This is a genomic window from Micromonospora humida (assembly GCF_016901255.1).
Classification (GTDB): Bacteria; Actinomycetota; Actinomycetes; order Mycobacteriales; family Micromonosporaceae; genus Micromonospora; species Micromonospora wenchangensis.
Map to the genome: position 1 here is coordinate 369,558 of NZ_JAFEUC010000006.1, position 25,760 is coordinate 395,317.

Below are 25,760 nucleotides of genomic sequence, written 5' to 3' on the forward strand. Positions count from 1 at the left end.
TACCGTCGCCCTCGGGGCGGACGCACGACGGCGGCGGCACCCACCGGTGCCGCCGCCGTGGCGGTGCTCAGGTCGTCGTGACGGTCACGGTCAGGACGTCGTGGTGATGATGGCGGCCGTGGTGGTGACCGTGGTCGCCATCATGATCGCGGCCTGGGTCTCCTCGATCGCCTTCTTCGTCGCCGCGGACGCCCAGTCCCCGTCGGCGATCTCCGTGGTGCGCGCCTTGAGCCGCTCCTTCGGCAACTCCCGGAAGAGCTTGCGGTCCAGCCCCACCGCGCGGGTCAGGCCGAGCAGCGCGGCCGTCCGGGCCTCCACCGGGCCGTCGGCGAGCAGCGCGTCGATCATCCGCTGCCGGGCCGCCGTCTCCGCCGCCGGCTCCGCGCCGGTCGGCGACGGATAGCGGGTACGCGGGAAGACCAGCAGCACCCGGTCGGAATCCCGGCGCAGCACCCCCGCGTCGACCAGGCCCGACAGCACCTGGTCGGGCAGCCCCTTGGCCAGCCGGCTGATCCAGTCCTTGGGCCGGCGGCGCTTGCCGTCGGCGGCGACCCGGGCGAGGGCGTCGTCGAGCAGCGGGTGGCCGACCGGCGTCGGATCCTCCACCACGAGCCGGTCGTCGGTCACCTCGACCCGACCGGCGAGCGCCAGTTCGAGCAGCACCGCGCCGGACAGCCCGTAGTCGAGGTGCGGCCGGCCCAGCCGGTTCACGCCGGTGTCGTCGTAGGCGAGCAGGACCAGTTCGTCAGCGAGGGTGAGCGGTGCCATGCCGTTCACGCTAACCCCGGAACGCGAACCCCGCCCGTGGGCGGCCCGGCGGCGACACCGGTGACCGTGTGCCACGCCCCGGTGACCGCCGGGGGCGGATCTGAAACAATCACACCCATCGACTCACTGCTGCTCGGCACGCTGCTTCCCCTGGCCGGCTTCGTGCTGCTGACCGCCGGCAACGCGTTCTTCGTCGCGGCCGAGTTCGCCCTGGTCACCGTCGACCGGGCGGAGATCGACAGGCGGGCCGAGGCCGGCGACGCCACCGCCGTCACGGTACGCCGGGCGCTGCGCGAGTTGTCCTTCCAGCTCTCCGGGGCGCAGCTCGGCATCACCCTCACCGCGCTGCTCACCGGCTACCTGGCCGAGCCCGCCCTGTCCCGGCTGTTCGCCCCGCTGCTGGCCCCGCTGGGCGGTGCCGACCGGTTCGGTCCGCTGCTCGCGCTGGCGCTGGCCACCCTGCTGTCGATGCTCTTCGGTGAGCTGGTGCCGAAGAACCTGGCGCTGGCCCGGCCGATGCCGGCGGCGCTGGTCACCGCCGGGCCGATGCGGGCCTTCTCCCGGGCCTTCGGCTGGCTGATCAGAGGGCTGAACAACTCGGCGAACCGGCTGGTCCGCCAGCTCGGGGTGGAGCCGCAGGAGGAACTGGCCAGCGCCCGCTCCCCGGAGGAACTAGGGCTGCTCGCGGCCATCTCGGCCCGGGCGGGCGCGCTGCCGCCGGACACCGCGATGCTGCTGCGCCGGACCATCCGCTTCGGCGACAAGCGGGCCGCCGAGGCGATGACCCCCCGGGTGGACGTGATCGCGTTGCGGGCCACCGCCACCGTCGCCGAGCTGCTGGACCTGTCCCGGCGGACCGGCCGCACCCGGTTCCCCGTCTTCGAGGAGACCCTCGACCTGGTCACCGGGGTCGCGGCCGTGCCGGACGCGCTCGGTGTGCCGCTGGCCGCGCGGGCCCGCACCACCGTCGCCTCGGTCGCCCGCGAGCCGGTGTACGTCCCGGAGAGCCTGGACCTCGACGGCGTGCTGGCGGCGCTGAAGGCCGCCGGGTCCGACCTGGCCATCGTCGTCGACGAGTACGGCGGCACCGACGGGGTGGTGACCGTCGAGGACCTGGTCGAGGAGCTGGTCGGGGAGATCGCCGACGAGTTCGACCCGGCCACCGTGGACGACGCCCACGCCACCGGGCTGACCGTGCCGGGCGGGGAACGGACCGTCCTGGTCGACGGGGTGCTGCGCGGGGACGAGCTGTTCGAGCAGACCGGCTTCCGGCTCCCCGAGGGCCCGTACGAGACGTTGGCGGGCTTCCTGATGGCCCGGTTGGGGCACATCCCGTTGCCGGGCGAGACGACCTGTGCGGACGGCTACGCGTTCACGGTCGTGGAGGTGGAGCGGCACCGGATCGAACAGGTGCGGGTGGTCCGTCCCGAGGAGCCGCACGCCGATGACTGAGCTACTGGTCGCGGTGGTGCTGCTGCTCGGCAACGCGTTCTTCGTGGGCAGCGAGTTCGCGCTGATCGCGTCGCGTCGTACGGTGGTGGAGCCGTTGGCCGCCACCTCCCAGCGGGCCCGGTGGGCGTTGTCGGCGATGAACCAGATCCCGCTGATGATCGCCGGTGCGCAGCTCGGCATCACCGTCTGTTCGCTCGGGTTGGGTGCGATCGCCGAGCCGGCCCTGGCCCACCTGCTGGAGCCGGTGTTCCACGCGGTGCCGCTGCCGGCGGGCGCGGTGCACCCGGTCTCCTTCCTGATCGCCCTGGCCGTGGTGGTGTTCCTGCACACCGTGGTGGGCGAGATGGTGCCCAAGAACATCACCCTGGCCGGGCCGGAGCCGTCGGCGCTCTGGCTGGGGCCGGCGATGTTGGCGTTCTGCCTGGCCACCAAGCCGTTGCTGCTGGCGATGAAGTGGGCGGCGCGGCAGGTGCTGCGGCTGTGGGCGGTGGAGGCGACCGACGCGGTCAAGACGGTCTTCACCGCCGAGGAGCTGTCCGGACTGGTCGCCCAGGCCCGCACCGAGGGGCTGCTCGACGCCGAGGAGCACGCCCGGATCACCGGGGCGCTGGCGTTGCACGACCGGACGGCGGCCGACGCGTTGCAACCGTGGTCCACGGTGACCACGGTGGCCGAGGACGTCTCACCGGCCTCGCTGGAGGTGCTGGCGACCAGTACGGGCCGGTCGCGGTTCCCGGTGGTGCAGCGTTCCACCCGCCGGGTGCTGGGGTTCGTGCACGTCAAGGACGTTCTCGGGTACGCCGGGGTGGCCCGTCGCGCGCCGGTGCCGGCCGAGGTCTACCGGCCGCTGGCGGTGGTTCCGCCGGACCGTACGTTGGCCGATCTGCTGCTGGCGATGCGGCGCGAGCGGCGGCACATGGTGCTCGTCAGCGACGGTCGCCGTCCGCTGGGCGTGGTCACGCTCGACGATGTATTGACTGCCATCGTTGGAAATTGAATGGACACCCTTTGTGTGCAAGCGATTGCACTGATGTGATGGAGTGCCCACCCGCCTTGATTCCCCACCGTGACTGCCCCTAATGTTGCACCGGCCGCTGTGGGACGTCTGCCTCCTTCTTCCCCTTAGCGAGGCGCCCGGCGGTCGGTTGCAAAGGAGTCGACGCCGGTGGCAACCATGCCCCCTCACCGTCACGCCCAGGGCCAGCCGCCCGCCCGGCCGGCAGCCCTCCGGCGGGTCGCCCGCCGCCTGCTCACCCTGGTCGCGGCGGTCGCCGTCGGTGCCGGGATGCTCGCGGTGCCGGCCCACGCCGCGCCGTCGCCCGAGGAGATCGAGGCGGCTCTCGACAAGCAGTGGGAGCAGCTCGAACCCACCATCGAGGACTACAACAAGGTCCGGGCCCAGCTCAAGGTCAACCGCAAGAAGTCGGCCGACCTCCAGAAGAAGATCGAGCCGCTGGCCCTGCAGAGCGAACTCGCCCTGGGCCGGGTCGGTGACCTCGCCTCCCGCTACTACAAGTCCGGCCCCTCGCAGGAGCTGAGCGCGCTGCTCACCACCACCAAGCCGGGCACCCTCGCCACGCAGCTGACCATCCTGGACCGGCTCGCCGCCGAGCAGCGCCGGGAGGTCGAGGCCGTGCTCGTGGTCCGCCGCAAGTACGACGCCGAGAAGCAGAAGCTCGACACCCTGATCGCCGCCGAGGTGAAGCAGGAGAAGGAGCTCGCGGCCAAGAAGACCCAGATCAACACCGAGATCAAGCGGTTGCAGGCGGCGATGCCGAAGACCACGGTGAAGGTGAACGGCTGCCCCACGATCAACGGCGTGGTCAGCTCCGCCGCCCGGACCGCGATCGCGACCGCCTGCGCGCAGGTCGGTGACCCGTACGTCTGGGGCGCCACCGGGCCGAACTCGTTCGACTGCTCCGGGCTCACCCAGTTCGCGTACAAGGCGGCAGGCATCTCGCTGACCCACTTCACCGGTGCGCAGTGGAACGAGGGCAAGGCCATCCCGCGCTCCGAGGCCCGCCCCGGAGACCTGGTGTTCTTCTTCAGCGACCTGCACCACGTCGGGCTCTACCTGGGCAACGACATGATGGTGCACGCGCCCCGGACCGGTAAGCCGGTCCAGGTGACCAGCATCAACTACATGCCGGTGGCCGGCTTCCGCCGCCCCTGACCAGCACATACGTCAACCCCCGGCCCGATGGGCCGGGGGTTGCGTGTTTTCCGGTCACGGAGTGTGCCGGCCCGGCGGGTTGCGGATCGATAACGAGCGTCTCTACTCTGGTCAATCGTCGGTCGGCACCAGGTCCGCCCCGCCCGGGGTGGCGTCGACCGGCACCGCCGAGTCGCCTCCGGGCGAGCCGGGGACCCAGGTACGCCGGGGTGAATCCGCGACCACCGCGGTAGGGCGCTCCCTTCCCGCCCGAACCCGTCAGCTAACCCGGTAGGCGGTCGAGGAAGAAGGAGCCCGGAGCCCGGTGGCACACCATGCCCCGCGGCCACCGTCGCACCGGACGACCCAGGTCGCCCGGAACACGACGGTGCCGCGCCCACGCTGGTCCCGCTTCACCACCACCCTCGCCACCCTGGCCGCCGCCGCGGTCGTACTGACAGGTGGCCCCACGGCAGCGCACGCCGACCCCTCGGTCGCCGAGATCGAGCGACAGATCGACCAGGACTGGAACAAGCTCGAACCGCTCATCGAACAGCACAACGCCACCCGCATCGACCTCGCCGCCAAGCGCCGGCAGGCCGACGCGCTCGGCAAGCGGATCGCCCCCCTGCAACGCCGCGTCGACCAGGCGATGAACCAGGTCAGCGGCCTCGCCGTGCAGGCGTACAAGGGCGAGAACGTGTCCACCGTCAACGCCCTGCTGGGCAGCCGCAGCCCGAGCCAGGTGGTCGAACAGTTGGGGCTGCTGGACCGGTTCGCCAGCCGCCAGCAGCGCGAGGTGCGGGAGGTCGCCCAGCTCCGCGACGAACTCGCCGCGACCAAGGCACCGCTGGACGAGATGGTCGCCCAGCTCACCCGTACCGAAGCACAGCTCGCGGCCCGCAAGAAGCAGATCAACACCGAGATCGACCGGTTGCAGAAGCTGCGGCTGACGGTCTACGGCAACGGCGGCGGCGGCAAGCTGCGCCCGGCCCCCTGCCCCGCCGGCTACCCCGGTGGCCCGGCCGGTACGGCGGTCAAGTTCGCCTGCGCCCAGATCGGCAAGCTGTACGTGTGGGGCGCGGCCGGCCCGAACAACTACGACTGTTCCGGGCTGACCATGGCCGCCTGGGCGAAGGCCGGGGTGTCGTTGCCGCACAACGCCCGGCAGCAGCGCCAGGTCACCGACCGGGTGAGCCGGGCCGACCTGCGCCCCGGCGACCTGGTCTTCTACTACTCCGACCTGCACCACGTCGGGATGTACGTCGGGGACGGCTGGGTCGTGCACGCCTCCCAGGCGGGCAAACCGATCACGATGAAGCGGGTCGACGACGGGCCGGTCAACAGCTACGGCCGACCCGGCTGAGCCACCGTGTCCGGGCCCCGGACCCGGGGCCCGGACACGGCACGCCGCGTCAGCCGATGGGCCAGGTGCGCCAGTTCTGCCAGGAGCGGCTGGGCGTCGGCCCACGCTGGCCCTGGTAGCGCGATCCGTACACCGCGGAGCCGTACGGGTGCTCGGCCGGCGAGGAGAGCCGGAAGATGCAGAGCTGGCCGATCTTCATGCCCGGCCAGAGGGTGATCGGCAGGTTGGCCACGTTCGACAGCTCCAGCGTGACGTGGCCGGAGAAACCCGGGTCGATGAAACCGGCGGTCGAGTGGGTGAGCAGCCCCAGTCGGCCGAGGCTCGACTTGCCCTCCAGCCGGCCGGCGAGCTGGTCGCCGAGCGAGATGACCTCGAGCGTGGAGGCGAGCACGAACTCGCCCGGGTGCAGCACGAACGGTTCGCCCGCCGGCACCTCCACCATCGACGTCAGGTCGTCCTGCTGCATCGCCGGGTCGATGTGGGTGTAGAGGTGGTTGTTGAACACCCGGAACAGCTTGTCGAGGCGCACGTCGATGCTGGAGGGCTGCACCAGACTCGGTTCGAACGGCTCCAGCGCCAGCGCGCCCGCCTTGATCTCGGAGACGAGGTCCCGGTCGGAGAGCAGCATCGGGACACCATATCCAGCGCCCCGGCCGGACCCGCCCACCGGGCCGCCCCACCGGCCGGCGTCGTCGCTGGCTCCGAGGCGTACGTCGGGCCGTTCGACCTGCGTGTCGGACTGATTTTAGAACGTCTGTTCGATAGGATGACCGCATGGCATCCTGGTCCGCATTCGCCGCCGACGAGCCCCGCCTCGCCGACGGGATCCGCCTTCTCCTCCAGCAGTACGGGTCGGGTTTCGGCTACCTGGCCACCGTCCGCGCCGACGGCGGTCCCCGGGTGCACCCGGTCTGCCCGCTGGTCACCGACGGCGGGTTGTTCTGCTTCGTCGTCGACTCGCCCAAGCGGCGTGACCTCGAACGCGACGGCCGCTACGCGCTCCACTCGTTCCCGCCGGAGGAGAGCGACGACGAGGCATACGTCGCCGGTCGCGCCGAGCCGGTGACCGATCCGGCCCGGGTGGCGCTGGTGGCCGAGATCGGTCGGGCCGCGCCCCAGGTCGACTGGCGGCTCTTCGAGTTCAGTGTCGACGTCGCCATGCTCACCCGGCGCGAGCACGGTGCCCCGTTCGGCGGCGACGCCGGGCGTCCCGCCGTGCAGGTCTGGCTCGACCCGGTTCCCGGTCGGCACGGTGTCGCCGGCCTGCCCGACCAGCGACCGTCCCGGCGCGGCCGGCACGGGTTCGACACCCGCCGCACCGCCGCCTGACCCCGGAAACGACGGTGCCGGCCCCGTCCCCAAGGGACGGAGCCGGCACCTGACGCTGTGCCGTGCCAGCCGGGTCAGGCCGACGCGCGGTACGCGCTCCAGGCGTTCACCATGCGGCTCGCCTGCCCAGCGGTGAACTGGTACATGCACGAGTCGTAGGTGTAGTCCATGAAGTTGGTGATCGGGTCCTTGCCGGTCGCGGTGCAGGTGTCCCGACCGGTCGGGCACTGGTAGGCCGGCTCACGCTCGGCCGGGGTGTCCGAGACGCCGTCGCCCGACCCCGAGCAGCCACCCTGGAAGGTGTGGTAGAGGTTCAGCCAGTGGCCGACCTCGTGGGTGCCGGTGTCGCCCAGGTTGTAGTTGGTGGCGGTGCCGTTCGGCAGCGACTCGCCGAGCACCACGACGCCGTCCATCACGTCCAGGGTGCGCTTGGGGAAGGTCGCCCAGCCGAGCAGGTCGTCGCTCAGCTCACCCAGGTACATGTTGAGGGTGTTCTTGCCGCCGGTGCGCAGCGAGGTCTTCATCGCCCGCTCGGCCGAGGAGCCCTGCACGATCGGGTACCACGAGGCGTTGGTGACCCGGTTGATCTTCTGGAGCTGGAAGGTGAAACCCGTGGCGGCCCCACCGGTCGCACCGCTGTACGCCTGGTTGAGCACGCTGATCTGCGAGTTGATCATCGAGTCGGGGATGTTGCCCCCGGCCCGGGTGCTGTCCCGCTGGATGACGTGCACGACGACCGGGACGTTGATCCCGGCCAGCGCCACCGTCGTGCCCTCGGTCGATCCGGTGCGGTAGCTGGACTTCGACCGCAGCTTCGCGTTGCGCAGGGCGGCGGCGAACTCCGCCTCCCGATCCTGGACCTGCTTGGTGGTCAGCTCGTTCGGGTCGTGCCGCTTGTGGGCGGCCTTGCTGCCGCCACGGACGCGGGCGTCGGAGTGGACGTCAGCGTGGGCGTCGGCCGGCTCCGCACAGGACGTGTTGTCGGGAGCTGCGGAGTACGCGGAAGCCGCAGGTACGACGCCCACCGCAGCGGTGCTCAACAGCAGCGCGAAGGTCGTCGACGCGACACCGGCGGCACGCCGGGTCAGCAGGTTGGGACGCAGTCCCATGGGCCCACCTCTTTCTGGCGGCGCGACAGGGGGTATGTCGCACCGAGGTCGTGAACGTGGGGGTGACGTTACAACTGATCGACACGTTTGAGAACGTCCCCAAACCGCTTGTGTGAAACATCTGACCGTTTCTTTTGCACCCTTCGTGTTCTGATGGTCACGACCGGTGTCGACGACGCGCGGGGGTGCCCGGGTGCGCGGGTGTGGTCACCTCAGGTACAGTGGTGCCGCTTGCGGGTGTAGTTCAATGGCAGAACATCAGCTTCCCAAGCTGACAGTGCGGGTTCGATTCCCGTCACCCGCTCCATCACGAAGGCCCTGACCAGGATGCGAATCCGAGTCAGGGCCTTCGATGTTTAGCGGCCAACCAGGGCGCACCGTGCCGATGGCAGGCGATTACGGGCCGGTCGGCGGTGGTGGCGACGGCCCCTGTTCGGCGGGGCCGGTAGCCACTTTCGTCTGCTGGCTCTGCGGTTCGCCACTCACCCCACCGGGGTCTCTGGCTGCCGACACGGCGATCCCGTGAAGGCCGCGCGTGATGATCCGCCAGGGCAGCAGCACATCTCCCCAGCTCCTGATGTCGAATGCCTCGATGACCTTCGGGGCTTGCCGAACGAGCACCTCTCCGTTGGGCAGTCGGGCGATCGCGTAGCAGAAGGTGAGCCAGGCGACGAACGAAAGGAAGATGATCCCGGCGAGTAGGAGCAAAAGCACGCCAAAGGCGTGGATCGTCTCCGAGTTCAAGGCGTTGATCCTTTACGTAGCTGTACTGACGAGCGGGCATGCGGGACGCAGGGGCAGGTGCCCGGCGTACCGCGTGCGACCCTGAGGTCGCGGCTACGTCTCCCTTCGCTCCTCTGGCCCTTTTTCGTCAGCGCTACGTGGCGCCGATATCGAGCGCCCTCGCTTCAGGCCCGGTGGTCGGGCACTGACGAGGGAACCCCATATCGAGTCACGTTTCGCTCACTGAATGATGACATGCCCGACCGACCTTCACCAGGGCTCGTGATCCGGCGGAGCGGTATCGCACCCCCACACCGCACCGGAACTGAACACCTGCGTGAAGTGGCTCCGGCCGGCGAGTTGTCAGGGCTGACGCTACCCAGGCGGTGACCCCGGCGGCCTGAAGCCGTCGGGGCCAGTATTGCGGGGGGAGCGGACACACACGTGCGGGTCCTTTAGACCTGATGACGTGAACGATTCACACCGACGGCCGAAGCGGTGTCGACGTCAGCAGAGCACGTCGTTCGTCGCCTGCCATCCGCCGGGCCACCTGTCACGCCCCACTCACCGTGCCTGATTCGTTGACGACATCAGCTCGAAAGGACGCGCCAGGACCACCCGACCCGCGCACTCCCGGGCCGACCCGGACGACAGCCTGGGGCGGAAACCTCGACACTTCCCCGTCGAGGATCATGTGGGGTGCCATCGACCCTGCTCCGAGGAGGTCGCCGTGCCGGCGAAGCTGACCCGGGACGAGGCCGTAGCCCTCGTCGAGCGGATCATGCGGCTCGACTATGCCGACGACGGCGAGCTGAACGACTGGCTGGACAGACTCGAACGCGACCTCGTCTGTCCGGACGTCTCCGATCTGATCTTCACGACCACCCCGGAGTTGACGGCCACCGAGGTCGTCGACCGCGCGCTGGCCTACCGGCCGATCGCGATGCAGGCGGTCCCGTGGTCGGAGACCGAGGAGCAGACCCGACCTGCCTGACCCACGTGCGCGCGGGCACCCGGCGCGGGAAGGGCGGGGGCGGGGCGGGACGTACGCTGGCGATCATGCGGATTGGCATCGTGATCCTTCCCGACCAGCGCTGGCTGGAGGCGCGTCGGCGCTGGCAGCAGGTGGACGAGTGGGGCTTCGACCACGCCTGGACGTACGACCACCTGGGTTGGCGGGACCTGGTCGACGGTCCCTGGTTCGACTCGATGTCGACGCTCACCGCCGCCGCCATGGTCACCGAACGGGTCCGGCTGGGCACCCTGGTCGCCTCGCCCAACTTCCGGCATCCGGCGGCGTTCGCCCGGCAGGTCACCACCCTCGACGACATCTCCGCTGGGCGGCTGCTGCTGGGCCTCGGCGCGGGTGGCATCGGCTTCGACTCGGCGGTGCTGGGCGGGGAGACGCTGCCGCCCCGGCCGAGGGTGGACCGTTTCGGCGAGTTCACCGAACTGCTGGACCTGATCCTGCGGGAGGACGGCACCACCTGGCGGGGAGACTGGTTCAGCGCGGTGGACGCCCGCAACAACCCGGGCTGCGTGCAACAACCCCGGGTGCCGTTCGTGATGGCCGCCAACGGTCCCCGGTCGATGCGGTTGGCCGTCCGGTTCGGTCAGGGCTGGGTCACCACCGGAACCGGTGAGGAGGAGCTGACGGCCTGGTGGGACGGGGTGGCGACGCTCTGCGCCCGGATGGACCGTACCCTCGGCGAGGTCGGCCGCGACCCGGCGGGCCTGCCCCGCTACCTCTCCCTGGACTCGGCACCGGTCTTCTCACTGCGCAGCGCCGACTTCTTCGCCGAGCAGGTGGCGCGGGCGGCGGCGCTCGGCTTCACCGACGTGATCACCCACTGGCCCCGGGCCAGCAGCTGGTACGCGGGCGACGAGGCGGTCCTGGCCGACGTCGCCACCCGGCTGCTGCCGGAGCTGCGGACGGCCTGACCGGGGTGCCGTCCCCGGGGGCTGTTCAGGTGCCGAGGTCGCCGGTGGGCGTCCCGCCGTCGCCGGCCGAGACCAGCCGGAACCGGATACAGACGATCTCGGTGTCGTCGGTGACCGGGGTGCCGACCCGCGCCCAGTAGCCGGCGTGCCCCGCCCGCCAGTCCTCGATGGACCGGTCCCCCTCCCCCTCGGAGCGGGCGAAGTCCCAGGAGACCCCGGCGAAGGGGACGACCTCGATCCCGGTCACCTCGACCACCCCGACGAGGGCGTCCCGGTCGTCGACCAGGACCAGCCGTTCGCCGACGTGCTCCAACTCCTCGGTCTCGTCGGCGTACTCGGTGAGCAGGCCGGCGGTGGCCGTCTTCACCCCGGCCAGTACCAGCGTGTTGAGCGTGGTGCGCAGCTCGCCGGGGGTGCCGAGGGCGAGCGTGCGGAGTCCGCCGATCCGTGGCCACATGCGGCCGAGGCTACCGCCGCGCCGTTCGCCCGTCGCCCGGTTTCGACGCCCCCACGGTCGGCTCCGCCGTCGCTACGGTGGGTCCGACGACGGGAGGAACCATGGACCGACGCGCGGTACTCGTCCCCGGACGGGGCTACGACACCCACTACCCGCTGTTCGCCTACCCGGGTGAGGGCCTGCGCAGGGCGGGCTTCGACGTCCACGAGATCGGCTGGCAGCCGCCGGAGGGGATCGGGATGGACGGCGCGCCCCCGTCGGTGGCGATGGACTGGGTCGCCGGGCAGGTCGCCCCGACGCTCGGGACACCGACTGATCTGCTGGTTGCCAAGTCGCTCGGCACCCTGGCCGCCCCACTCGCCGCCGACCGGGGGCTGGCCGCGATCTGGTTGACGCCGCTGCTGCACCGGCCCGAGGTGGTGGCGGCGCTGGACCGGTCGTCCGCGCCGTTCCTGCTGGTCGGCGGTACGGCCGACGGGGCGTGGGACGGCGCGGTGGCGCGGCGGCTCACCCCGCACGTGCTGGAGGTGCCGGACGCCGACCACGGACTGCTGGTGCCCGGCCCGCTGGCCCGCTCGGCCGAGGTGCTCGGGCAGGTCTGCACGGCGGTCGAGGAGTTCGTCCGGCTCACCTGGCCGGGCTGACGCCGGAGCGTGGGTCAGGGCAGGTCGGCGGGGGTGAGCAGCCCGTGTGCGCCCAGTTCGGCGGCGACCGGGTCGGGCAGGTCGACGACCACGGCGGCGACGCCCACCCAGTGCGCGCCCCGGGCGGCGCACAGGTCCCGTACGGCCCGCACCTGGGCGCCGGTGGCGACCCAGTCGTCGACCATGAGCACCCGGTCGTCCGCGCCGAGCCGATCGTCGCGTACCGCGAGGTCGACCTGCCGGCCCCGGAAGTCGGGGGGACTCTGGGCCCAGGTCAGCGGGCCGGCGGGGAGGCGTCCGTCGCCGGGCTTGTGGGCCGGGACGAAGCCGACGCCCAGCGCGGTCGCGGCGAGCGGCCCGAGCATCAGCCCGGTCACCGCGGGGGCGACGACGACGGTGGGCCGACCGGTGCGGAACGGCGCGACCAGGGCCGGACCGAGCCCGGCCAGCACCTGCGGGTCCCGCCACCAGCGGGAGACGTCGCTGACCAGGTGGCTGCTGCCGGGTCCCGGATCGACCCAGGTGAACAGCTCGGCCAGGCGGTCACGCAGTGCGACGGTCATGCCCACATCCTCGGTGCTGAATGCCAACGGTGGCATTCTGGCCCGTGCGGCCCAGCGGTCCTCGACTGATCGGTCACACGTATCACTGTAATTCCGGGCATACCACCATGATCACGTTGACTTCGGAAGTGCTTCTGTCGTTACGGTCCGAGCCGTCATGCAGGCATACGAAAGGACCGAGCCGGTGGTCGGCAGGCATACCCGTACCCGGATCTTCTCCTCGCCCGCCGGCATCGCCGCGACCGCCGCGATCGGTGTCGCGCTCGCCGTCGGCGGCACCGTCGGCGCGGTGCAGTTGACCGCCGACGACGCGCCGGCCCCCGTGGTCGTGGACACGTTCGCCCCCGGCGCCGTCGCCACCACCGACGCGCCTACCCCGAGCCCGTCGGCGAGCGCCACCGCCTCCCCGAGCGCCAGCCCGTCGCCCACGGTCACCGCCAGCCCGAAGGCCACCCGCACCCAGGCCGCCTCCCGGAGCAAGCCGCGCACCCCCGCGCCCAAGCCGTCCGCCACCACCAAGAAGGCGGCCCCGAAGAGCACCGTCGTCGACAGCGGCTCCTGCGGCGCATCCTTCTACGACGAAGGTCAGTTGACCGCCAACGGGGAGAACTTCGACCCGAGCGCGTTGACCGCCGCCCACAAGACCCTGCCGTTCAACACCAAGGTCCGGGTGACCAACCCGGCCAACGGCAAGTCCGTCACCGTACGGATCAACGACCGTGGCCCGTTCATCGACGGGCGTTGCATCGACCTCTCCCGGGCCGCCTTCGCCACCATCGCCTCGGTCGACGTGGGTGCGCTGACCGTCAGGTATGAGGTGCTGGGCTGACGGCGAACGGTGGCAGCAGCGGGACGGGTGGGTAGAACACCCTCAATCGTGGGGCTAGGTTCATTCTCCCGTCCGGTTCCATCAGGCATGCTGTCCCACGTACGTAAACATGCCTTCCAGTTGGGCCGAGGCCCACTGAGTCCCGGGTCCCGCGCCGGCGTCGGCGCGGCCGTCGGGCTGCTCGCGCTCGTCTCGGCGATCGAGTCGGCCGACGGCCGCGCGGTGCACTACGTCGCGCTGATGACGGTGGCGCCGATCCTGGCCGCCGGCTTCGCCTCGTGGCGTGCGGTGGCCGGGGTGGGTTTCCTCGCGCTGCTGGTCGGGGCCGGTTTCGCGGTGGCCGATCCGGCGATGGAGCTACCCACGGCGGTGTCCCTGGTCGGGATCGCCGTCGCCACGGTGGTGGCGGCGAGCGTGGCGGCGGTCCGGCAGGGGCAGGTGGAGCGGATCGGCGAGTTGTCCAGGTTGGCCTCGGTGGCCCAGCAGGCCGTGCTGCGTCCGCTCGGCCCGCAGGTGGGCACCCTGGCGGTGGCGGCCCGGTACATCTCCCCCACGGCCACCGCCGAGATCGGCGGCGACCTGTACGAGGCGATCGACACCCCGTACGGCGTTCGCATGATCATCGGAGACGTGCGGGGCAAGGGGCTGGACGCGGTCCGGCTCGCCAGCATCGTGCTCGGCTCCTACCGGCACGTCGCGTACGAGCGGCCCGACCTGCGGGCGGTGGTGGCCGACCTGGACCGGGCGGTGGCCCGCAACGTGGGGGACGAGGACTTCGTCACCGCGGCCGTGGTCGAGGAGCGCGGCGGGACGCTCACCATCGTCAACTGCGGCCACCCGGCGCCGTTGCTGCTGCGCCGGGGCTCGGTGATCCCGCTGGAGCCGCCCGCCCCCGCCCCGCCGCTGGGGTTCATGCCGGTGGTCCGGCCCCGGGTCGAGCGGCTGGAGCCGGGGGACCGGCTGTTGCTGTTCACCGACGGCCTCGGCGAGGCGCGCCGCGACGGCGAGTTCTTCCCGACCGCCGACCGGGCCTGGCGGCTGCTCGGCCACGGCACGGTCGGCGACGGCCTGGCCTCCCTGGAGACCGCGCTGGTCGAGTGGGTGCACGGCCGGCTCGACGACGACATCGCCCTGGTCCTGATGGAGTACACCGGCCCGCGCAGCGGGGTGACGGTGGCGGTGCCCTCGTGGGAGGTCGGCGCGGCCGAGAGCTGAACCGCCGGGTGTGTAATCGCCGTCACTTCCGTGACCGGGTTGTCGCTGCCTACCCGTGAGTAATACAGTGGGGGTTACTGATCGGTAACACCTGTCCGGAAGCGGGGCCAGCGAACATGACCCACTACAAGAGCAACCTTCGGGACCTTGAGTTCAACCTGTTCGAGGTCTTCGGGGCGGACCAGACGTTCGGCCAGGCGCCGTACACGGACCTGGACGTCGACACCGCCCGCAGCTTCCTCTCGGAGGTCGACCGCCTGGCCCGCGAGGACCTTGCGGCCAGCTACACCGACAGCGACCGCAACCCGCCGGTCTTCGACCCCGCCACGCACACCGCGCCGCTGCCGGAGTCGTTCAAGAAGTCGTACCAGGCGTTCATGGACTCCGAGTTCTGGCGGCTGGACCTCCCCGAGTCCCTGGGCGGCAGCAGCGCCCCGCGTGCGCTCTGGTGGTCGCTCGCCGAACTCGTGCTCGGTGCCAACGCCCCGGTCTGGATGTACGCCTCCGGCCCGTCCTTCGCGCACGTGCTGCACGTCGAGGGCACCGAGGAGCAGCAGAAGTGGGCCAAGCTCTTCATCGACAAGCAGTGGGGCTCCACGATGGTGCTGACCGAGCCGGACGCCGGCTCGGACGTCGGCGCGGGGCGCACCCGCGCCGTCCAGCAGCCGGACGGCTCCTGGCACATCGAGGGCGTGAAGCGGTTCATCACCTCCGGTGAGCACGACCTGAGCGACAACATCGTGCACTACGTGCTGGCCCGTCCGGTCGGTGTGGAGGGCGTCGGCGGGCCGGGCACCAAGGGTCTGTCGCTGTTCGTCGTCCCGAAGTTCCACTTCGACGCCGAGACCGGTGAGCTGGGCGAGCGCAACGGCGTTTTCGCCACCAACGTCGAGCACAAGATGGGCATCAAGGTCTCCAACACCTGCGAGGTGACCTTCGGCGAGCACGGCGTACCGGCCAAGGGCTGGCTGCTGGGCGACAAGCACGACGGCATCCGGCAGATGTTCATGATCATTGAGTACGCCCGGATGATGGTCGGCACCAAGGCGATCGCCACCCTGTCCACCGGCTACCTCAACGCCCTGGAGTACGCGAAGAACCGGGTGCAGGGCGCCGACCTGATCCAGCAGGCCGACAAGGCCGCGCCCCGGGTCACCATCACCCACCACCCGGACGTGCGCCGTTCGCTGCTGATGCAGAAGTCGTACGCCGAGGGCCTGCGCGCGCTGGTCTGCTACACCGCCACCTGGCAGGACCGGGTCGCGGTCGCCGAGGCGGCCGGTGACGAGGCGGCCACCAAGCTGGCCAAGCGGGTCAACGACCTGCTCCTGCCGCTGGTCAAGGGCGTCGGCTCGGAGCGGGCGTACGAGCTGCTCGGCCACGAGGCGCTGCAGACCTACGGCGGCTCGGGCTTCCTCCAGGACTACCCCCTGGAGCAGTACGTCCGGGACGCCAAGATCGACACCCTGTACGAGGGCACCACCGCGATCCAGAGCCTCGACCTGATCTTCCGGAAGATCGTCCGGGACAACGGCCGGGCGCTCACCGCCGTCGCCGGAGAGATCCAGGAGTTCATCACCACCGAGGCCGGAAACGGGCAGCTCAAGGAGGAGCGGCTGGCGCTCGGCCGGGCGCTCGCCGAGATCCAGAACATCCTCGGCGTGCTGACCGGCTGGCTCGGCGAGGCCCAGGGCGGCGACACCCGCAGCCTCTACAAGGTCGGTCTGAGCAGCCGCCGCTTCCTGCTCGCCCTCGGCGACCTGGTGGTCGGCTGGCTGCTCCAGAAGCAGGCCGACGTGGCGCTCAAGGCGCTGGCCGGCGAGGTCTCCGCCACCGACCGGGCGTTCTACACCGGCAAGGTGGCCGCCGCCCGGTTCTTCGCCCGCGAGGTGCTCCCCCGCATCGGCGCGGACCGCCGGATCATCGAGGGTGCCGACCTGGACATCATGGACCTCCCGGAGGAGGCGTTCTGATCCCGGCCGGTCGATAGTTCGCAACGGGGCCGATGTTGCGGTATCCGAACGCCTGGATACCGCAGCATCGGCCCCGTCCCACCTGCCGCCCCCCAGATTGCCCGCCCCGATCCCGATAGCCGGGAGGCTGGGCGGGTAAGCCGCGCGGACCACGTCGTCAGGGCACGCCCAACGGCCACCGCACGGGGAGTGCAGCGCACATGGGTATTGGTAGCGGCATCTTTCTCATCGCGCTCGGCGCGATCATGACGTTCGCCATCCGGGCCAACGTCTGGTGGATCGACCTGCGCGCGGTCGGCTGGGTGTTCATCCTGGCCGGGCTGGCCGTACTGCTCACCACGCTGTGGTTCTGGCAGGACCGGCGCAAGCGCGCCCGCACGCTCATCGTCGAGGAGAACCGGCTCTCCCACCCGACCGCGATGATGCCGCCGCCGCCCGACCCGCCGCCGCCCACCGCGCCCCCGTCCTGACCGCGCGGCTGGTCCGCTGCCGCTGCCCGTGGCCGGGTTGTGGGTCCGCTGTCCGTCACCGGCCGGGCCCGCCGCCGGTGCCCGCGCCCGGCCCGCTGCCCGCGCCCGGCCCCGACCGGTGCGGCGGCCCGAGAGGGTCAGCCGCGGGCGGTGTGCCGGTCGACGATCGGGGCGCCGCCGGGGGTCAGCTCTGTCCACGGCTTCCCGGTGCGGTGCACCACCAGGTCGCTGGTCCGTAGCCCCTCCCGGTCGGCCCGTTCCGGGTCGAGCAGCGCCGAGAGCAGCGAGACGCCCGGATTGTGCGCGACGAGCAGCACCGTGCCGGCCTCCGGTTCGACCGTCCGCACCAGGTTGAGCAGGTCGTCCGGGTGTGCCTCGTACGCGGCGGCGGCGTACCGCACCACCGGAGCCGTCCCCGCCGGGCCACCCTCGGACCCGGTCATGCCCAGCGCCACGTCGTGCCAGGTCTGCCTGGTGCGCCGGGCCGCCGAACAGATCACCACGTCGGGGAGCAGACCCTGCCGGGCCAGCCACGCCCCGGCGGCGGCGGCGTCGGCGTGACCGCGTGCGGTGAGCCTGCGCTCCACGTCGGGGCCGGTCGTGGGCTGTTCGGCCTTGGCGTGCCGGAGCAGCACCAGTGTCCGTGTCTCGGCCTCGCCGTCCGTCATTCCCCCAGCTTGCCTGATTGGCGCGGGTGTCGCCTGGGTAAGTCGATGGATGCCACTCGCTCATCGATGCCCTCGATGGCCGTGGCGGGTGGGTAACGCCAGCTGACAGCCAAGGAGGCGACGTCATGGGCATCGGTGCCAGCATCTTCCTCATCGCGGTGGGCGCGATCTTCGCGTTCGCCGTCGACGCCAATCTGGGATGGCTCAACCTCGACGTGGTCGGCTGGGTGCTGATGCTCGCCGGCGTCGTCGGGCTGCTGACCACCCTCTACTTCTGGAACAGCCGCCGCCGGGCCGTCGTCACCACCGCGGTGCGGCAGGACCAGGTCGTCGCCGACCGGGTCGTGCCGGTGCAGGGCGGCCAGGTGGTGCGCGAGGAGTACCGCGAGACGCGCGGCTCGGGTTACCCGGTCTGACCGTCCCGCACCCCACGAACTCGAGGGCCCCGCAACGGCGCGGGGCCCTCGAACTGTCTGCGGTTCTTTCTTGAGATCAGGTGGGGTCAGGCGAAGAGGGCGAAGTAGATCGCGATGTGGTGACAGAGGGCGGCGATCAGGGTGCAGGCGTGGAAGAACTCGTGGTGGCCGAAGACGGTGGGCCACGGGTTCGGCCGGCGCAGCGCGTAGAAGACGGCACCGATGCTGTAGATCGCCCCGCCGACGGCGAGCAGCACCAGCACGGTGACCCCGCCCTGGCGCAGGATCTGCGGGAGGATCGCCACCGACACCCAGCCGAGGGCCAGGTAGAGCGGCGCGGAGACCCAGCGCGGGGCGTGCGGCCAGATCAGCTTGACGGCGACACCCGCCAACGCCCCGCCCCAGACCAGGCCGAGCATCAGGACGGCCGTCGACCGGTCGAGCAGCAGGACGCAGAGCGGGGTGTACGTCCCGGCGATGAACACGAAGATCATCGAGTGGTCCATCCGGCGCATGACCTGGTAGCCGCGCTCCGACCACACCCGGCGGTGGTAGAGGGCGCTGGTGCCGAACAGACCGCAGACTGTCACGCTGTAGATCAGGCAGCTGACCAGGGGTGTCCAGCCGGGCCGGGTGGCCGCGACGGCGCTGAGGACGATGCCGCAGACGAGCGCGACGAAGAACGCGTAGGTGTGCAGCCAGCCGCGCATCCGGGGCTTACCGATGTCGACAGGCTTGAGTCGAAGCGGTGCGGAGGTGGTCACGTAAACAGGTTACGGCACCGTAGGTTACTTCTAGGTAGTGCGACAGGTCACCACACCGGTCGGGTCGACCTACCCTGGACGGCGCATCGATCAGAGAGTATGGCGCAATGCGGATCCGACCCGTGGGCCGGCACGCCCTTTTGCTCGACTGCGACGACCCCGCCCAGGTGGAACAGTGGCGGGCCGAGCTGTGGCGACGCCGGGAGGCCGGTGAGCTGAGCGCAGCCGAGATCGTCCCGGCCGCCGGCACCGTCCTGCTCGACGGGGTGCCCGACCCGGGGTCGACGGCCGCCCGGATCGCCCGCTGGACCCCCGGCCCGGCCACCGTCGCCGCCGACGTCACCACCGTCGAGGTGCCCACCGTGTACGACGGGGAGGACCTGCCCCGGGTCGCCGCACACTGGCGGGTGACCGTACCCGAGGTGGTGCACCGCCTGGCGAACACCGAGTTCCGGGTGGCGTTCTGCGGGTTCGCCCCCGGCTTCGCCTACCTGACCGGGCTGCCCCCGCGGTACGCGGTGCCCCGACTGCCCACCCCGCGCCCCCGGGTGCCGGCCGGCTCGGTGGCCCTGGCCGGGCCATACGCGGGGATCTACCCGAGCGCGTCGCCGGGCGGTTGGCTGCTGGTGGGGCGGACCACGCTGACCCTGTTCGACGTGTCCGCCGACCCGCCCGCCACCCTCACCCCGGGCACCCGGGTCCGGCTGGTGACCGGATGACCGCAGCGCAGGACACCGCAGGCGCGGTCGAGGTACGGCGGGCGGGGCCGCGTACCACCGTGCAGGACCTGGGACGGCCCGGGTGGGCGCATCTCGGCGTACCCCGGTCGGGGGCGCTCGACCCGGCGGCGCTGGCACTGGCGAACCGACTGGTCGGCAACCCGGCGGACGCCGCCGGCCTGGAGCTGACCCTCGGCAGGTGCGAGCTGCGGCTGACCCGGGCCGGCACGGTGGCGGTGACCGGGGCCGACGTCGACGTCCGGGTCGACGGTCGGCCCGGTGACGTGGGCCGGCCACTGGCGGTGCCGGCGGGCGCGGTGCTGCGGATCGGCACGCCCCGGCGCGGGCTGCGCAACTGGCTGGCGGTCGACGGCGGGATCGCCGTCGCGCCGGTGCTCGGCAGCCGGTCCACCGACACCCTCGCCGGCCTCGGCCCGCCCCCGGTCCGCGACGGCGACCTGCTCCCGCTCGGCCGACCGGGCGGCCCACCCGCCCCGGTGGACTTCACCGTCGGCCGGCCGGTGCCGGACGAGCTGGGGCTGACCCTGCGCCCCGGCCCACGCGCCGACTGGTTCACCGTCGGGGCGATGGCGCTGCTGCTCGGTACGGCGTACACGGTGAGCCCGGTCAGTGACCGGGTCGGTGCGCGACTGGTCGGCGCGGCGCTGCCCCGCGCGGTGGCCGGGGAGCTGCCCAGCGAGGGCGTGGTGCTCGGGGCGGTGCAGGTGCCCGCCGACGGCCAACCGTTGATCTTCCTGGCTGACCATCCGACCACCGGCGGCTACCCGGTGATCGGGGTGGTGGACGACGTGGCGGGGCTCGCGCAGGCCCGGCCGGGGACTACGGTGAGGTTCCATGGACCTCAACGCTGACCTGGGCGAGGGATTCGGCATCTGGCGGCTCGGCGACGACGAGGCGCTGCTCGACCTGGTCACCTCCGCCAACGTGGCGTGCGGCTTCCACGGCGGCGACCCGTCGACCATGCGGCGGGTCTGCGCCGCCGCCGCCGAACGCGGTGTCACCGTCGGCGCGCAGGTCGGCTACCGGGATCTGGCCGGTTTCGGCCGCCGGCACATCGCGTACGGCTTCGACGAGCTGCGCGACGACGTCACCTACCAGCTCGGGGCACTCGACGCGTTCTGCCGGCCCTACCGGACCCGGGTCCGCTACCTCAAGCCGCACGGCGCGCTCTACCACGCGGCGGCCACCGACGAGGTGCAGGCCGCCGCCGTGGTCGCCGCCGTCACCGGGTACGACCACGAGCTGCCGATCCTGTGCGCGCCCGGCTCCACCCTCGCCCAGCTCGCCGTCGGCGCGGGACTACGGGTGGTCGCCGAGGGCTTCGCCGACCGGGGTTACCTGCCCACCGGGGCGCTGGTGCCGCGTACCGCGCCGGGCGCGCTGGTCACCGACCCGGAGGAGGTGGCCGTCCGGGCGGTGCGGATGGCCACCGAGCGGACGGTGGTGGCGGTCGACGGGACCGTGGTGCCGTGCCCGGTCGCCTCGATCTGCCTGCATGGGGACAGCCCCGGCGCGGTCGCCTCGGCCGCCCTCGTGCGGGCCGCGCTGATCGACGCCGGGGTCACCCCCACCCCGTTCGCCTGACGGCTGGCGGTCAGGTGTCCAGGCCACGCAGGACCAGCGGGACCCGGGTCGCGCCGTCGTCGACGACCCGCACCGGGACGCCCCAGTCCTGGCGGGTCAGGTGGCAGGCGGCATGTTCGACGTCGGCGTCGCAGGTGGCGGCCTGGGCGGTCACCTGGAGCACCCCCTGCGGCACGGCCGGGTCGATCACCAGCCGGCGGGACAGTTCGGTGCCGGTGCCCGCCCCCTCGACCAGCAGCTCCGGCGGCGAGGCCGAGACGACCAGCCGGGTCGACGGCCCGTACGTCTCGTCCAGCTTCTGCCCCGGCGCCGGCGTGAAGATCACCTCCAGGGTCACCCCGCCGGCCGCGACGTCGGTGGGTTTGCGCTCCAGCCGGTGCCGGGGACCGTTCACCGTGTCCGCCCCGGCGGCGGTCAACGCGCCCGGGGCGAGCCGGGTCAGCCGGTGCGCGGCCGACTCCACCACCAGCACCCCGCCGTCGGCGGTGAGCACCAGGTCGCTCGGCTCGGCCAGCCCGTCGGCCACCGTGGCGACCAGGCCGGTCGCCGGGTCGAAGCGGCGAACCGCGCCGTTGTAGGTGTCGGCGATCAGCACCGAGCCGTCGGGCAGCGCGCACACCCCCAGCGGATGCTGAAGCAACGCCCGGTCGGCCGGCCCGTCCACGTGCCCGAAGTCGAACAGCCCCTGCCCGACGGCGGTACCGAGCACGCCGTTCTGCACGTACCGGATGGCGCTGGTCTCGCTGTCGGCCACCCACAGCCGCGCGCCGTCGGCCGAGACGGACAGGCCGGACGGCTGGGCCAGCCACGCCTCGGGCAGCGGCCCGTCACGCAGCGCCTCGACGGTGGTGCCCGCCCACATGCCGGCGGTCCGCTTGACCGGGTCGAACCACCAGAGCTGGTGGATGCCGGCCATCGCCACGATGACCTTGTCGTCGTACCAGGCCAGGTCCCACGGGGAGGAAAGGTCGACGGAGAGCGCGTCGTGGGCGTGGTCGTCGACCGTGGAGCGCCACTGCCGGCCGGTGCCGGCGACCGTGGTCACCTCGCCGGTGTCCAGGCGTACGCCGCGCAGCAGGTGGTTGACGGTGTCGGCGACCAGCAGGTCGTAGCCGGCGACCTCGGCGACGTGCGCCGGCAGCAGGCAGAGCCCCTGCGGCTCGGCGAAGCCCGCCGAGGCGGCCGGCCCGTCGACCCGACCCCGCTCACCGGAACCGATCCGCCGGATCAGCGTCTCGCCGTCCGGGGCCAGCTCCACCAGGCTGTGCCGGGCCGAGTCGGAAACCAGCAGGTTGCCGCCGTCGAGCAGCACCGCCTTGCCGGGGAAGCGCAGCGTCGTCTCAGGTGGCGTCGGCGGCACGTACGGCCCGTCGCCCCGGTGCAGGGTGCCCTTGGCCTCGTGGGCGGCGATCAGGTCGTCGACCAGCCGGATCAGCCCCTCGGCGTGGCCCTCGCCGGCCATCGTGGCGACCACGTACCCCTCCGGGTCGACCACCGCCAGGGTGGGCCACGCCTTCGCCGCGTACTGCTGCCACATGTCCAGCTCGGGGTCGTCGAGCACCGGGTGGTGCACGCCGTACCGCTCGACGGCGGCGGCCAACGCGGCCGGGTCCTTCTCGTGCTCGAACTTCGGCGAGTGCACCCCGACGACGACCAGCACGTCGGCGTACTTCTCCTCCAGCGGGCGCAACTCGTCGAGCACGTGCAGGCAGTTGATGCAGCAGAAGGTCCAGAAGTCGAGCAGAATGATCTTTCCCCGCAGGTCGGCGAGCCTCAGCTCCCGCCCACCGGTGTTCAACCAGCCCCGACCACGCAACTCTGGTGCCCGTACCCGTGCGCTCATGCCCCCATCGTGCCGCACCGCCTGCCGACGGGTCGCACGAAGGGCTCAGTGGTCGGGTGGCTGTGCCCAGGACAGGAAACGGTCGGTGAGGTTGTTGGACCGGCCGCTGTCGAGCTGGGTCAGGTGGTCTTCCGCCTCCCGTTGCAGCCTGGACAGCAGGGTCAGCAGAGCCGGCCGGTCGTCGGCGAACGCGGCGAGCAGGACGAGTTTCGCCTCCCCGCACGGCCACGGGTTCGCGTCGAGGCGGCACAGCCAGATCGGGCGCAGCGGTCGGTGGGCGAGCCCGTCGAGCGGCGTCACGCCGGCACCGCCGAGTCGCGAGCTGCCGACCTGGTCGCTGCATGTGGCGCGGGCGGCCGGGTCGCGGCCGGAGGCGGACAGGGGAGCCAACGCACCCCGGCGCGGCGGACGTACAGCTCGCGCCGTCGTCGGGCCAGGCCGTCCGGCCCCAGCTCGTACGCCTCGATCCAGGTCCAGCCGTCGTACGTGTGGCGGTCGGTCAGCTCGCGGATCACCCGTACCGTGATCGGCCTGACGAACTGCGGGCTTGCCTCACGGGTCAGGTGGACCAGGTCGCCGCCCCTCAGTCTCGGTTCCCTCATCGCCCCGGCCCTCGGTTCCGGCTCTCCGTCCAGCGACCCGGCACGACGACGTTCGTCATCCGGCCCGGCCCCCGGTAGGGCGGGATGAACGGCCCGATCGGGCCGGGGACGATCGGCGGCGCGGGCGGTGGTGGTGGGGGCGGCGGGGTTGGTTGGGGTTGGGGCTGCGGAGCGGGCTTCGTCTTGTCGTCCGTCGGCATGGTGGTCCCCTCTGTCCGATGTCAATGGGAGGAGGCCAGTGGCCCCTCCGCCGAAACCGTTTCGTCGCAGCGGGCGTCAACAGCGGTTTCGTTGGTGGAACTCTCGTCGGCGAAGCCCTAGTCTCGGAAGCAAATCGGCCAACATGGAGAGCCACTGACAGGATGCGGTACCGCTGCTGGAGGCCGATTGACGTAAGTCCGTCGGGTATTGGGGGAGGCTTGGGGAATGTGAGCATGTCGGCGGCGGAGATCCTGCTCGACGAGTTGCGCCATGCTCGGACGTCGCGGGGAATGAACCAAGGTGAGTTCGGCAAGTTCATCCGCTACTCGGGCACACACGTCAGCGCGGTAGAGACGGGCACTCGTCCGCCCACAGAGCACTACGTGGCGGCGATCGACAAGGCGCTCAGGACGGGTGGCATGTTCGGGCGACTTCTGGAGAGACTCGCAGCGCTCGACATGGCTCCGGTATGGCTACGTGAGTGGATCAACTTCGAAGATCAGGCCAAGGCCCTGCGATGGTACGAGCCAGCATTCGTCCCCGGCATCCTTCAGACGGAGACGTACGCGCAGGCGACGCTTCGGGCCAGCGGCCTACTCGGCGCTGAGGAAGTCTCTCACCGAGTCCGGTCCAGGATGGAGCGCCAGTCGATCCTGAGTAGGGAGGACCCGCCGCACGTGGTGGTCGTTCTTGACGTGGCTGTGCTTCGCCGGACGGTCAACGGCGACCGGCCCCTTATGCGCGAGCAAGTTGATCACCTTGCTTCTGTCGCCGAACTCCCGCACGTCCAAATTCACATCGTCGCGGACGATGCCGGGCTCTACCCTGGCTTGCAAGGCGGCTTCATCCTCGCCACGATGCCTGATGAGACCACCGTCGGCCACATCGATCATCAGGTGAGATCGCAGACCGTCAGCGGAACAACCGAGATTGCTACGCTCCAGAAGACCTGGGAGGCGGTTCTGCGGGATGCGCTTCCCCGTAGGCCGTCTCTGAGTCTGATAAAGGAAATGGCGGAGAAATGGACATGACCGGCGCGCGATGGCGCAAGTCCACGAGGTCCGGCACCAACGGCGGCAACTGCGTCGAGGTGGCCGACAATCTGCGCGTTGTGGTCGGCGTACGGGACAGCAAGGACCCGAACGGCCCTGCTCTCGCCTTCACTCCCGAAGCTTGGCGGGCATTCGTCGCCCGAGTCCCTGATCGAGTCTGATCGACCGGCCACCGGTCATGAGTGCACGTCGCCCCGGGACGGACCGGGCATCGTGACCCGGACGACGGTCGCCGTTGTCAGCGGTTTAGGTCGACGGTGACGGTGACCCGGCCCCGGTCGTCCCGGCGGGCCACCGCGTGCCCGGCCCGGTCGGCCCCGTCGAGGTTCAGCGAGATCGGGCCGCCCTCGCCCAGGAAGTTCCGCCACCACTGCTTGGCGTCGGGCATCGCGACCTGGATGACCACCGCGTCGCCGGTTTGTCGGTACGCGACAGGCGTGCTGAACGTCCGCCCGGAACGGCGACCGGTGTAGGTGACCACGGCCAGGTGCCGCCGGAGAAAACGCCCCCAGCGTGGCGACGACCGCAGCGCCATGATCCGGGTGTTGAACGACCGCGCCAGTCCCGAGGGGAACGATCCTCGTTGACCCATCCGGGCCTCCGTCGTCGATGTGAAAGCTCCACGCCGACCGTAACACCGCCCGGTTCCCGGCAAACATCAGTGAGAACCCCGACCGCCGGCCGCCACGGGGCCAGGGAGAGTGGTAGCGGCGTACACCGGTATGCCTGTCAGGCATAAATATGCCTGACAGGCATACCGCTCTCCAGGCAACGCATGGGTCGCCGCCGCCGCGCCCGTGGGGGCGAGGTGTGACCGCCGCCGAGCCAGAAGCGAGGGGGCAGGAGCGGCGGTCACGGTGGAGCCGCGCGGGTGGGTCCGACCCTGCCCGCGCGGCCCC

General features: G+C 71.5%; 30 protein-coding genes, 1 tRNA gene and 1 riboswitch. Of the genes, 19 read left to right on the forward strand and 12 right to left on the reverse strand.

What is annotated here, in order from left to right:
• Positions 1 to 90 precede the first annotated feature (90 nt).
• The gene (locus JQX11_RS15110) at positions 91 to 768 is read right to left on the reverse strand and encodes a GOLPH3/VPS74 family protein (protein WP_204925582.1); all 678 of its coding nucleotides are present in this window, start codon (positions 766 to 768) and stop codon (positions 91 to 93) included.
• Positions 769 to 885: 117 nt separating this feature from the next.
• Here JQX11_RS15110 and JQX11_RS15115 point away from each other — a divergent pair, with 117 nt between their 5' ends.
• The 4 genes from JQX11_RS15115 (at position 886) to JQX11_RS33435 (ending at position 5,738) form a co-directional block, all read left to right on the forward strand.
• Entirely contained in the window at positions 886 to 2,220 is a 1,335-nt protein-coding gene (locus tag JQX11_RS15115; RefSeq protein WP_204925652.1) for a hemolysin family protein, read from the forward strand.
• Positions 2,213 to 3,217: a hemolysin family protein gene (locus JQX11_RS15120; RefSeq protein ID WP_204925583.1), complete on the forward strand. Its 1,005-nt coding sequence runs from the start codon at positions 2,213 to 2,215 to the stop codon at positions 3,215 to 3,217. The genes JQX11_RS15115 and JQX11_RS15120 overlap by 8 nt, the downstream gene beginning before the upstream one ends.
• 177 nt (positions 3,218 to 3,394) lie before the next feature.
• The gene (locus JQX11_RS15125; RefSeq protein ID WP_204925584.1) at positions 3,395 to 4,393 is read left to right on the forward strand and encodes a C40 family peptidase; all 999 of its coding nucleotides are present in this window, start codon (positions 3,395 to 3,397) and stop codon (positions 4,391 to 4,393) included.
• A 155-nt stretch (positions 4,394 to 4,548) separates the two neighbouring features.
• A riboswitch (cyclic di-AMP (ydaO/yuaA leader) is annotated at positions 4,549 to 4,685 on the forward strand.
• A gap of 12 nt (positions 4,686 to 4,697) precedes the next feature.
• Positions 4,698 to 5,738 carry a C40 family peptidase gene (locus tag JQX11_RS33435; protein WP_204925585.1) on the forward strand — a complete coding sequence of 347 codons (1,041 nt, stop codon included), beginning with the start codon at positions 4,698 to 4,700 and terminating at the stop codon, positions 5,736 to 5,738.
• 49 nt (positions 5,739 to 5,787) lie between these two features.
• Here the strand turns inward: JQX11_RS33435 and dcd are convergent, their stop codons facing one another.
• Positions 5,788 to 6,366 (reverse strand): dCTP deaminase, encoded by a 579-nt coding sequence (gene dcd / locus JQX11_RS15135; RefSeq protein WP_204925586.1) that lies wholly within the window; start codon positions 6,364 to 6,366, stop codon positions 5,788 to 5,790.
• 146 nt (positions 6,367 to 6,512) lie between these two features.
• Here dcd and JQX11_RS15140 point away from each other — a divergent pair, with 146 nt between their 5' ends.
• Entirely contained in the window at positions 6,513 to 7,067 is a 555-nt protein-coding gene (locus JQX11_RS15140; RefSeq protein WP_204925587.1) for a pyridoxamine 5'-phosphate oxidase family protein, read from the forward strand.
• Positions 7,068 to 7,141: 74 nt separating this feature from the next.
• Here JQX11_RS15140 and JQX11_RS15145 read toward each other — a convergent pair whose 3' ends face one another.
• Positions 7,142 to 8,176: a zinc metalloprotease gene (locus tag JQX11_RS15145; RefSeq protein WP_204925588.1), complete on the reverse strand. Its 1,035-nt coding sequence runs from the start codon at positions 8,174 to 8,176 to the stop codon at positions 7,142 to 7,144.
• Between the two features lie 233 nt (positions 8,177 to 8,409).
• On the opposite strand from JQX11_RS15145, the gene JQX11_RS15150 reads away from it, so the two are divergent.
• Positions 8,410 to 8,483, forward strand: a tRNA-Gly gene (locus JQX11_RS15150).
• 89 nt (positions 8,484 to 8,572) lie between these two features.
• Here the strand turns inward: JQX11_RS15150 and JQX11_RS15155 are convergent.
• Positions 8,573 to 8,920 (reverse strand): hypothetical protein, encoded by a 348-nt coding sequence (locus tag JQX11_RS15155; protein ID WP_204925589.1) that lies wholly within the window; start codon positions 8,918 to 8,920, stop codon positions 8,573 to 8,575.
• A 709-nt stretch (positions 8,921 to 9,629) separates the two neighbouring features.
• On the opposite strand from JQX11_RS15155, the gene JQX11_RS15160 reads away from it, so the two are divergent.
• Together JQX11_RS15160 and JQX11_RS15165 are read left to right on the forward strand one after the other, a co-directional pair.
• A complete protein-coding gene (locus JQX11_RS15160; RefSeq protein ID WP_204925590.1) occupies positions 9,630 to 9,893 on the forward strand; it encodes a bacteriocin immunity protein in 264 nt (87 codons plus the stop codon).
• Between the two features lie 65 nt (positions 9,894 to 9,958).
• Entirely contained in the window at positions 9,959 to 10,840 is an 882-nt protein-coding gene (locus tag JQX11_RS15165) for an LLM class flavin-dependent oxidoreductase (protein ID WP_204925591.1), read from the forward strand.
• A gap of 25 nt (positions 10,841 to 10,865) precedes the next feature.
• Here the strand turns inward: JQX11_RS15165 and JQX11_RS15170 are convergent, their stop codons facing one another.
• A complete protein-coding gene (locus JQX11_RS15170) occupies positions 10,866 to 11,297 on the reverse strand; it encodes an ASCH domain-containing protein (RefSeq protein WP_204925592.1) in 432 nt (143 codons plus the stop codon).
• Between the two features lie 101 nt (positions 11,298 to 11,398).
• Between JQX11_RS15170 and JQX11_RS15175 the strand changes: the two genes are divergently transcribed.
• Positions 11,399 to 11,941 (forward strand): alpha/beta hydrolase, encoded by a 543-nt coding sequence (locus tag JQX11_RS15175; RefSeq protein WP_204925593.1) that lies wholly within the window; start codon positions 11,399 to 11,401, stop codon positions 11,939 to 11,941.
• Positions 11,942 to 11,955: 14 nt separating this feature from the next.
• Here JQX11_RS15175 and JQX11_RS15180 read toward each other — a convergent pair whose 3' ends face one another.
• Positions 11,956 to 12,504, reverse strand: coding sequence for a phosphoribosyltransferase family protein (locus JQX11_RS15180; protein ID WP_204925594.1), 549 nt, complete (start codon positions 12,502 to 12,504; stop codon positions 11,956 to 11,958).
• A 157-nt stretch (positions 12,505 to 12,661) separates the two neighbouring features.
• On the opposite strand from JQX11_RS15180, the gene JQX11_RS15185 reads away from it, so the two are divergent.
• From JQX11_RS15185 to JQX11_RS15200, 4 genes are all read left to right on the forward strand, one after another.
• Positions 12,662 to 13,333 (forward strand): septal ring lytic transglycosylase RlpA family protein, encoded by a 672-nt coding sequence (locus JQX11_RS15185; protein ID WP_232377860.1) that lies wholly within the window; start codon positions 12,662 to 12,664, stop codon positions 13,331 to 13,333.
• Between the two features lie 87 nt (positions 13,334 to 13,420).
• Positions 13,421 to 14,548: a PP2C family protein-serine/threonine phosphatase gene (locus JQX11_RS15190; RefSeq protein ID WP_204925595.1), complete on the forward strand. Its 1,128-nt coding sequence runs from the start codon at positions 13,421 to 13,423 to the stop codon at positions 14,546 to 14,548.
• Between the two features lie 116 nt (positions 14,549 to 14,664).
• Positions 14,665 to 16,521 carry an acyl-CoA dehydrogenase gene (locus JQX11_RS15195; protein ID WP_204925596.1) on the forward strand — a complete coding sequence of 619 codons (1,857 nt, stop codon included), beginning with the start codon at positions 14,665 to 14,667 and terminating at the stop codon, positions 16,519 to 16,521.
• 200 nt (positions 16,522 to 16,721) lie between these two features.
• Positions 16,722 to 16,991 carry a DUF6458 family protein gene (locus JQX11_RS15200; RefSeq protein ID WP_067300694.1) on the forward strand — a complete coding sequence of 90 codons (270 nt, stop codon included), beginning with the start codon at positions 16,722 to 16,724 and terminating at the stop codon, positions 16,989 to 16,991.
• Positions 16,992 to 17,128: 137 nt separating this feature from the next.
• Here JQX11_RS15200 and JQX11_RS15205 read toward each other — a convergent pair whose 3' ends face one another.
• A complete protein-coding gene (locus tag JQX11_RS15205) occupies positions 17,129 to 17,659 on the reverse strand; it encodes a SixA phosphatase family protein (RefSeq protein WP_204925597.1) in 531 nt (176 codons plus the stop codon).
• A gap of 125 nt (positions 17,660 to 17,784) precedes the next feature.
• Here JQX11_RS15205 and JQX11_RS15210 point away from each other — a divergent pair, with 125 nt between their 5' ends.
• Positions 17,785 to 18,075, forward strand: a complete 291-nt coding sequence (locus tag JQX11_RS15210; RefSeq protein WP_088645703.1) for a DUF6458 family protein — start codon at positions 17,785 to 17,787, stop codon at positions 18,073 to 18,075.
• Between the two features lie 86 nt (positions 18,076 to 18,161).
• Here JQX11_RS15210 and trhA read toward each other — a convergent pair whose 3' ends face one another.
• Positions 18,162 to 18,839 (reverse strand): PAQR family membrane homeostasis protein TrhA, encoded by a 678-nt coding sequence (gene trhA / locus JQX11_RS15215; RefSeq protein ID WP_204925598.1) that lies wholly within the window; start codon positions 18,837 to 18,839, stop codon positions 18,162 to 18,164.
• 107 nt (positions 18,840 to 18,946) lie between these two features.
• Between trhA and JQX11_RS15220 the strand changes: the two genes are divergently transcribed.
• Genes JQX11_RS15220 through JQX11_RS15230 form a run of 3 tightly spaced genes read left to right on the forward strand, consistent with a single transcriptional unit; the run spans position 18,947 to position 21,163 of the window.
• Positions 18,947 to 19,558, forward strand: coding sequence for a 5-oxoprolinase subunit B family protein (locus tag JQX11_RS15220; RefSeq protein WP_204925599.1), 612 nt, complete (start codon positions 18,947 to 18,949; stop codon positions 19,556 to 19,558).
• Positions 19,555 to 20,430, forward strand: coding sequence for a 5-oxoprolinase subunit C family protein (locus tag JQX11_RS15225; RefSeq protein ID WP_204925600.1), 876 nt, complete (start codon positions 19,555 to 19,557; stop codon positions 20,428 to 20,430). Before JQX11_RS15220 ends, JQX11_RS15225 begins: the two co-directional genes overlap by 4 nt.
• On the forward strand, positions 20,414 to 21,163 hold the full coding sequence (locus tag JQX11_RS15230) for a LamB/YcsF family protein (protein WP_204925601.1): 750 nt from the start codon (positions 20,414 to 20,416) through the stop codon (positions 21,161 to 21,163). The genes JQX11_RS15225 and JQX11_RS15230 overlap by 17 nt, the downstream gene beginning before the upstream one ends.
• Positions 21,164 to 21,173: 10 nt before the next feature.
• Here the strand turns inward: JQX11_RS15230 and JQX11_RS15235 are convergent, their stop codons facing one another.
• The 3 genes from JQX11_RS15235 to JQX11_RS15245 are packed head-to-tail and all read right to left on the reverse strand — an operon-like array spanning position 21,174 to position 23,608.
• On the reverse strand, positions 21,174 to 23,006 hold the full coding sequence (locus JQX11_RS15235) for an NHL domain-containing thioredoxin family protein (RefSeq protein ID WP_204925602.1): 1,833 nt from the start codon (positions 23,004 to 23,006) through the stop codon (positions 21,174 to 21,176).
• A gap of 45 nt (positions 23,007 to 23,051) precedes the next feature.
• Positions 23,052 to 23,306 carry a flavin reductase gene (locus JQX11_RS15240; RefSeq protein ID WP_307826193.1) on the reverse strand — a complete coding sequence of 85 codons (255 nt, stop codon included), beginning with the start codon at positions 23,304 to 23,306 and terminating at the stop codon, positions 23,052 to 23,054.
• On the reverse strand, positions 23,303 to 23,608 hold the full coding sequence (locus tag JQX11_RS15245; protein ID WP_204925603.1) for a hypothetical protein: 306 nt from the start codon (positions 23,606 to 23,608) through the stop codon (positions 23,303 to 23,305). The genes JQX11_RS15240 and JQX11_RS15245 overlap by 4 nt, the downstream gene beginning before the upstream one ends.
• A gap of 434 nt (positions 23,609 to 24,042) precedes the next feature.
• On the opposite strand from JQX11_RS15245, the gene JQX11_RS15250 reads away from it, so the two are divergent.
• Together JQX11_RS15250 and JQX11_RS15255 are read left to right on the forward strand one after the other, a co-directional pair.
• Positions 24,043 to 24,840: a helix-turn-helix domain-containing protein gene (locus JQX11_RS15250; RefSeq protein WP_204925604.1), complete on the forward strand. Its 798-nt coding sequence runs from the start codon at positions 24,043 to 24,045 to the stop codon at positions 24,838 to 24,840.
• A complete protein-coding gene (locus JQX11_RS15255) occupies positions 24,831 to 25,022 on the forward strand; it encodes a DUF397 domain-containing protein (protein ID WP_204925605.1) in 192 nt (63 codons plus the stop codon). Before JQX11_RS15250 ends, JQX11_RS15255 begins: the two co-directional genes overlap by 10 nt.
• Positions 25,023 to 25,099: 77 nt before the next feature.
• On the opposite strand, the gene JQX11_RS15260 is transcribed toward JQX11_RS15255, so the two are convergent.
• Complete coding sequence (locus tag JQX11_RS15260) at positions 25,100 to 25,453, reverse strand: nitroreductase/quinone reductase family protein (protein WP_204925606.1); 354 nt, start codon at positions 25,451 to 25,453, stop codon at positions 25,100 to 25,102.
• Positions 25,454 to 25,760: the final 307 nt, after the last annotated feature.